Origin of the sequence: Phascolarctobacterium succinatutens CAG:287 (assembly GCF_000434895.1) — a bacterium.
GTDB classification, from domain to species: domain Bacteria; phylum Bacillota; class Negativicutes; order Acidaminococcales; family Acidaminococcaceae; genus Phascolarctobacterium_A; species Phascolarctobacterium_A succinatutens_A.
This window is the reverse complement of record NZ_FR892819.1, coordinates 78,183-84,557: the sequence shown is the minus strand read 5'-3', so window position 1 is coordinate 84,557 and position 6,375 is coordinate 78,183. Positions and strand designations below refer to the sequence as shown.

The 6,375-nt window shown below is 46.6% G+C and carries 5 protein-coding genes; all 5 read right to left on the bottom strand.

Going from position 1 to position 6,375, the window contains the following annotated elements; genetic code table 11:
- Window positions 1–72 precede the first annotated feature (72 nt).
- The gene (locus BN587_RS10050; protein WP_021721007.1) at window positions 73–2,178 is read right to left on the bottom strand and encodes a hypothetical protein; all 2,106 of its coding nucleotides are present in this window, start codon (window positions 2,176–2,178) and stop codon (window positions 73–75) included.
- A 12-nt stretch (window positions 2,179–2,190) separates the two neighbouring features.
- A complete protein-coding gene (locus BN587_RS10045; protein WP_021721006.1) occupies window positions 2,191–2,844 on the bottom strand; it encodes a virion core protein, T7 gp14 family in 654 nt (217 codons plus the stop codon).
- A gap of 5 nt (window positions 2,845–2,849) precedes the next feature.
- Window positions 2,850–3,347, bottom strand: coding sequence for a hypothetical protein (locus BN587_RS10040; RefSeq protein ID WP_021721005.1), 498 nt, complete (start codon window positions 3,345–3,347; stop codon window positions 2,850–2,852).
- Complete coding sequence (locus BN587_RS11560; protein WP_021721004.1) at window positions 3,340–6,129, bottom strand: hypothetical protein; 2,790 nt, start codon at window positions 6,127–6,129, stop codon at window positions 3,340–3,342. Before BN587_RS11560 ends, BN587_RS10040 begins: the two co-directional genes overlap by 8 nt.
- Before the next feature lie 2 nt (window positions 6,130–6,131).
- A partial coding sequence (locus BN587_RS12070; RefSeq protein WP_303684967.1) for a hypothetical protein occupies window positions 6,132–6,375 on the bottom strand: 244 nt, incomplete at its 5' end.

The following is a 6,375-nucleotide window of genomic DNA, read 5'->3' as shown; positions in this document are numbered from 1 at the left end:
CCCGCCATTATACCAATCCTGTTTTTCGTTTCGCAGTCTTTGAAATTCTTTTTCGTTATCTTCCCAGCTCATTTAATAATCTCCATTCATAACCTCATCAAGATAGCCACCGTTGACATTGCCGTCGCTGCCGTCAAAGTATGTTACGTGATACCAATCGTCAGCAATTTTTTCAGCTCTGGCTATGCCCGCTTTTGCTAACAGTGCATCACTGCCGCTAAAAGTCTTTGTGCTATCCCACAAGAAGCCCGGCTTTGTTACATAAGAACCAAAAGTCCGTGTGGTGATAGCCTGCTTCATGGCATCAACTAATACTGATTCATCCGGGTTCATGCCGTTGTGTTCGGCGCGGTACGTTCGTACCCACTGTTTGCCGTATATCTTTAGCCCTTGTTTTACTTTATCGTTAGAAGAAGTACCCATTACATACTTGCAAAGCCCGTCCCAATCATAAGCATATTCGCCTGCGCCACTCAACCAATTATCATAAGACTTATCCAATGAATTCATATCTGAATTAGTTGCTCCGTGGCTTCTTGCAAAAGCTAAAAATTCTGCCTTAGATTTAAACCTGCCTGCTTCCAGCATAGAAATCACTGCTTCTTTGCCGTCACTGCCAAGTTTAGCTATGGCTTCACGTCCACCGCCACCACTGCTTCCGCTTCTGCCTTGCGGTCCGTATATCGCCTCCACCGCATTACGGTATGTTACGTACTTGTCGGGGTCACTGCCTGCCTGGTTAGTAGCCCACGTCATAGCTTCACTGTAGCTTGTACCGTTATTAAACATAGCAAATATCTCATTCTTTATTCCTTCAAAAAGTTTGTTTTTCTTATAAGTTTCTATTCTGTCATGGTCTGCCTTAATAATGCGGTACTGCTTCATAATGCGGTCTTGCCCGTCTAGGCTTATATGTTTGTGTGCTACTGTGCCGCCTTTATAGTCCGTAAAGTCCAAATCAAGGTGCCCACCCGTAGAGTTTGTCGATGGATTAGAATATTCGTCCAATACCTTGATTCCTTTACTTTGCATATAAGAAATAAATTTCTTGCGATTGTCTGCGTTCTCTAGCCAGTCAGCTGCAACATCAAGTTTGACGCCTGCGCCGTGGCTGTGCTCACCGGCAGCGTGAATATCTGTACTATCCGTGCCGCTAGTGACAATAAGCTGTGCGCCGCTCAATGTGTTAAATTCTTTCGCAATATCAGAAAGGCCGATGGTTACTTGCTGCTTTACGCCATCAAGGGAAACACCGCTGTTCCTTACCCATGTAGTGCCTTCTGCCTGCGTTTCGACTTTGCCGCCTTCTGGTGAAAAAGCGTCCATGTTTTCAACCTCTTTGCGCACTGCTTCTTCATCGTCGCCATATTTAGCATACAAATCTTTAGCGGTATTTCTTTCAAAAGCGCTGCTCTCTTTATCGTATGCCACCTTCTCAAAAGCGGCTCGCTGATTGGCAGTCAGATAACTACCGTACTTGTCCATGATGTTACGCATAGTGCCATAATCTTCGTTGGTGATGCTTGCCCCGACGGCACTTGCTACCACCTGCCCAATGTTGGCTCTGCTCTTAGATTCGATAAACTCTGCGCCACGCTTGCCATATATAGCACTTGTCAGCAACTGTGTACGAATAATTTCATCTTGCAGCGCCTGCGGGTTGTTCCAGTTCTTCTGTACAAACTCGCAGGAGTTCTGAATATTATTGTCATAGCGCAAATCAGTGACTGCTTCTTTTTGCTTCTGCTCGTATTGGTCGACAGTCTGGAAGCCTTGCTGTGCGCTCTGATACATTAAATGGTCTAATGCAAGCTGATTCTTTTGGCTGTGCAGTTTGGTATTACTTAATACATCCTGCCTTGCCTTATTTATCTGCTCCGTATAACTGCTGCCTGCACCGGCAGTGCCTTCTAATTTCGTATTCATAAGGCCGCTTTCATCGTTGTACATGATGTTATAGCGGCTCTTATTAAATATATCCATAGCGTTAAGGATAGACTGTTTGTCCTCATCCTCTTGCTGTGCTTCTACTGCTACCGCCCATTTGTTGGCGGCACCGGCAATAGCGGCAAGTCCTTTGCCGCCGCTGCCATAAGCGTTAAGGTCACTCGATACCTTGACAGTCGCACCGCCGCCGGTACCTAAATTGACGCTGCCTTGATAACCTGCAATCTTCATACTGCACCTCCCTTACCAGTTCCATTTAGTAAAGCCTGCATTATCCATGAACGGGTTATTCTTCTTTGCCTGGTTGTAAAGATTGAAGCCGTTCATATTGCTAGCAGGAAGATTGAAATCACTGTTAGCATCGTACCATTCATCACCGCTTACTGTAGTTGTTCCCTTGCTGCCGCCAATCATGCCTTTAGAGTAAGCGTTCGCCGCCGCACCTACAAGCGTACTAAACATCTGCATTTTGCCGTTGGCTTTAGCGTTCTTCGCCGCCGCATTATATGCGCTTGCCTGGTTGCGATAATTAACCTCGTTTACATAAGTGCTCCACGCATCATTACGCTGATTCTGCAACAGATTCATACTGTCTTTTTTGTAAGCGTCCTCACTGCTTGAAAGAATATCGCTGACACTGCCGCTGCCGGTTAGCCCGCTGCTGCCGGCCGCCGCCAGTGCCTGCCCTCTTGCAAGCCTCATTCTATCGTTGAGTTGGCTTTGCTTCTGCGCATACGCTTCTGCCTGCTGCTCACGTTGGCGGCTCATAATAGCCGCGTTCTGCTGTGCAGCCTGCGCCTGCGCTTTATATGCCTGCTCCTGCTGTTTGGCCTGCTGATGTTGTCCGCTTAACTGCATAACAGTTTGCAGACCCATTAAGATTCCAAGTGTACCCATTACGCTCACTCCCCTCTATATGGAATATAAAACTGATAAAATTTCTTGCCGTCCCAACCTGTTTTAGGCTCTACCAAAAATACCGCTCCCAAGTGTCTTAAATAGTTAATGCTAGTGCGGTTCTTCTCGTAGACGATATTGTGCAGCAGTCCATGTTCACGCGCCCATTTATTCAGCACTCTTTTAGCCTCTTTGAAAAGCAGGCTCTTTGTGTAACCATTATAAAGTTCGTTCGTGCCTACCATCCAGATTCCGCGCCCTGGCGCGCCCCATTCCATAGTGCCCTTGCCGAATATCGCAAGCAGTTTTCCGTCCTCACCACGGTACACCCTTGTTTCTTCGTCAAGCTTGATACTGCCAATAAGCACAAATACCGGGTCACTGCTTGCTTCCAAATCTTCCTTATCATGCGGCCGTATATCTTGCATAAGTTCTTCAATCAACGGCACAACATTTTCTTTTGACTTATTATCAAGGATTTCAACAGTCCACTTCTTAGCCACCGAAAGACACCTCCCGCACTACCGCCAGCAAGTTAAAAGGATATGGCTCATCCGTAACGATAATCACTCTGCCTTCGTTGTTAAAGCCGCCAATAGGCAAAGTCATATGCTTGTCGCCGGTAAATAATTTAATATCGCTCACTGCGTTCTGCTCATCAAAGTTCATCAAGTCCATAGTATTTATATCCGGCCCGACCATGCCGCCAAGAGAATTACTTAAACGCAGGATGCAATTACTAATCTGCTTTTTGCGTCCTTGCATAGTGCCGTCACCAGTCTTAATTTCGACGTTTGGAAGTTCCACGATACTTCTATAGGGCAAGCCAATAAAAGCGTGTTGTACGGCCGCCGGGAGCGTCACAGTGCCGTCTTGACTTACTGTCAGTCCGCTATACATTCTTCCATCACCGATAACAGTAACTTTTTCACCTGCCAATTCTGCCGCATCAATCTCTGTTTCCCCACTGCTCTTTTCAGCAGTGCTATACTCAATAGCATTATCAAGCATAATATAATCGTCGGGGTTATTGCTCTTTGCAGGATTCTTTGCCAGATATTCGATATTGCGTACTGTCACGCCGTTTATTTCTCGTTGTACTACAAGATAAATAATATCCTCGTCGCCTTCCTGCACTGCCGCCACAGCTTCAATCTTGCCTTGCGTTTCTATCGTCGACCAGGCATATACTTTTTGTTCCATGATGTAGGATAAGCAAGCCATGCTGCCGTCGCTTCTCACAAAGTATATAGTGCTGTCGGGTTCCTGCTTGTATGCACTGTCGACAATCTGTACATTCTCTATGATATGCTTTGCCAGCAAGGTTAAGTCATTGCCGCCGTAGCTGTCTGTTTCATAGCTATATGCCATATCCCTTACAGTGCTTCCACGGCCTTGTACAAACACGATTCTGCCGCCAATCATCAGCGGCTCAACAGTGCTGCATCCGCGTGTAGTCTGCATTTTCAGTACGGCCTTAGATGGGGTTACAGTATCGCTGCCGCTTACTGTCCATTCGTTGCCAGCGGTCAAGACAATTAAATCGGTGCTTGCTATCAAATGCAAAATCTTAAACTGCTTGCGGCTTACAAACGCAAGTGCTACTGCACTATCATCGGTAACAGTGCCGCTGGCTTTCTCTACACTGAAATTGCCGTAATCACCGGTTCTGCTCATCCATACCATGTAAGGCTGCTTCTTCGTGCCGCCAAAACATAGTCTGTCTTGGAAAAAGCACAGTGTTTGCGGGTAGCCGAATTCTTCACTCCATGCGCCCCACAAGAAATTAGTAGTCATATCTGTTGAGCCTAACTCTTTTTCAACATGAGCTTTTGCCGTGCTGTCGCTGGTGATTTCAGTAAGCTTTACAACGCCTTCCGCATTGTAGGCCATTGCTGTTAAATCGACAGTACAAGTTCCGCTAGTTATAGTGCATACTGCTCTTAGAAATACCGGTTCTGTTACACTGCCGCTTTCAGACGGATTGTAGTCATTTCCGGATGTATATTTCCTGTATTCCTTCCAACTTTCGCCATCGTCGCTCTTTTCTATAGTAAAACTACCGCTCCAGGTTCCGTGACTGATAACCTTCCAATTTTCGCCTACGCGTACTCTTTCCGTAGTGCCGTTGCTAGTTGATACAGTCTTGCTGGCAATCTCTTGTTTAAGTTTGATATACGCACCAGGCTTACTGCCGGCGAAAATATTCTTGTTGCTCGTCAAGGTAATATCGCCTGTTGTTCCCGAAGGTGTCAATTCTTTATTGCCGGTATATAAAATCTTTGCCCAACCATCAGCGCCTGCTTTGCCAGCATTGTCTTTATATTTAGTACCCGCAACACCACCAATACCGCCACCACCTGCGCCATAGGTTGTGCCTTGCACGCCCCTTGTGCTTTCGTAACTGCCGTCAATAGATACACGGCTACCACCGCCACCGCCGCCGCCACCTCTACCGGTCAAGCCGCAAGCAGTACTGTTTCCGCCATTGCCGCCACTAGAGGCTGTTCCGTAACTACCTTTGCCGCCGCCGCCACCGCCGCCGCTACCGACTGTAATCGTATAACTTGTGCCTTTATCCAGCGTTACAGTTTTTATAATGCGCTCCCCATTGCCACCTGCGCCGCCGCCAACACAATAGTAAGTGTATCCGTGTTCACGCGGTTTTGAATATTTAACGCCGCCACCGCCACCGCCGCCTGCACCAGCTATATCAATCTGATATTCACCGGTTACAGTCGGTTGGAAATTATAAGTGCCGGGCACTGTATAGCTTATGCCGCTATAATTTTCAAGTGAGGTTGATTCGTCGAAATACATATCAGTAATTTCAAAATCAGCAAACCGCCAGTCAGTGTCTGAATATCTTGCAAGCTGTTTTACGGGATATTTGCCGCTGGCGATAAACATAGTATCTGCGCTTTGAACAAATCTCAAATCTTGCAGCATATCCGCCGTGTACGGTGTCATAACTTCTATGTTTATATAAAGTCCGTTCTTATGCACCCTTATATATTTCTCGCCAAGCTCCAAAAGATAGTCGGTGCTATCTGCGCCGTTGAATGGTACCAGGATGCACGCTTTGTCACTATATTTTGTTCGTGCCATATACTTCATGCCCGGTCTGCGATAAATAGGACCGTGCGGCTTGATAAGGCAGTTATAGGCTTGCAGTACCGCAAGCTGGTACTTATCCAAATCGACGCGGTTGGCAACTTCGGCGCTGATTTCGCCGCCGGTAAACGCAGGCTGCAATAAATAATAAGGTGTTAACCCACTAGCCATAATTACGCCCTCCCGTCAAAGTATTTACTCGGGTAGTCCGGCAATTCTTTCTTTTCGCTTGCCGTGGTATACTTTGCTTTTTGTAATGCCGCCATTGCAAGCTGATACTGTGTCTGCTGCAAGCCGCTGTTGCCGGTAAGTTGTACGCAGATATTAAACGCCAACATATGAGTAAACGCACTCAAAAAATCACTTGAAAACATTTCCACATCGTCAACGTCATAGGTATATTCAAGCCATGCAGCA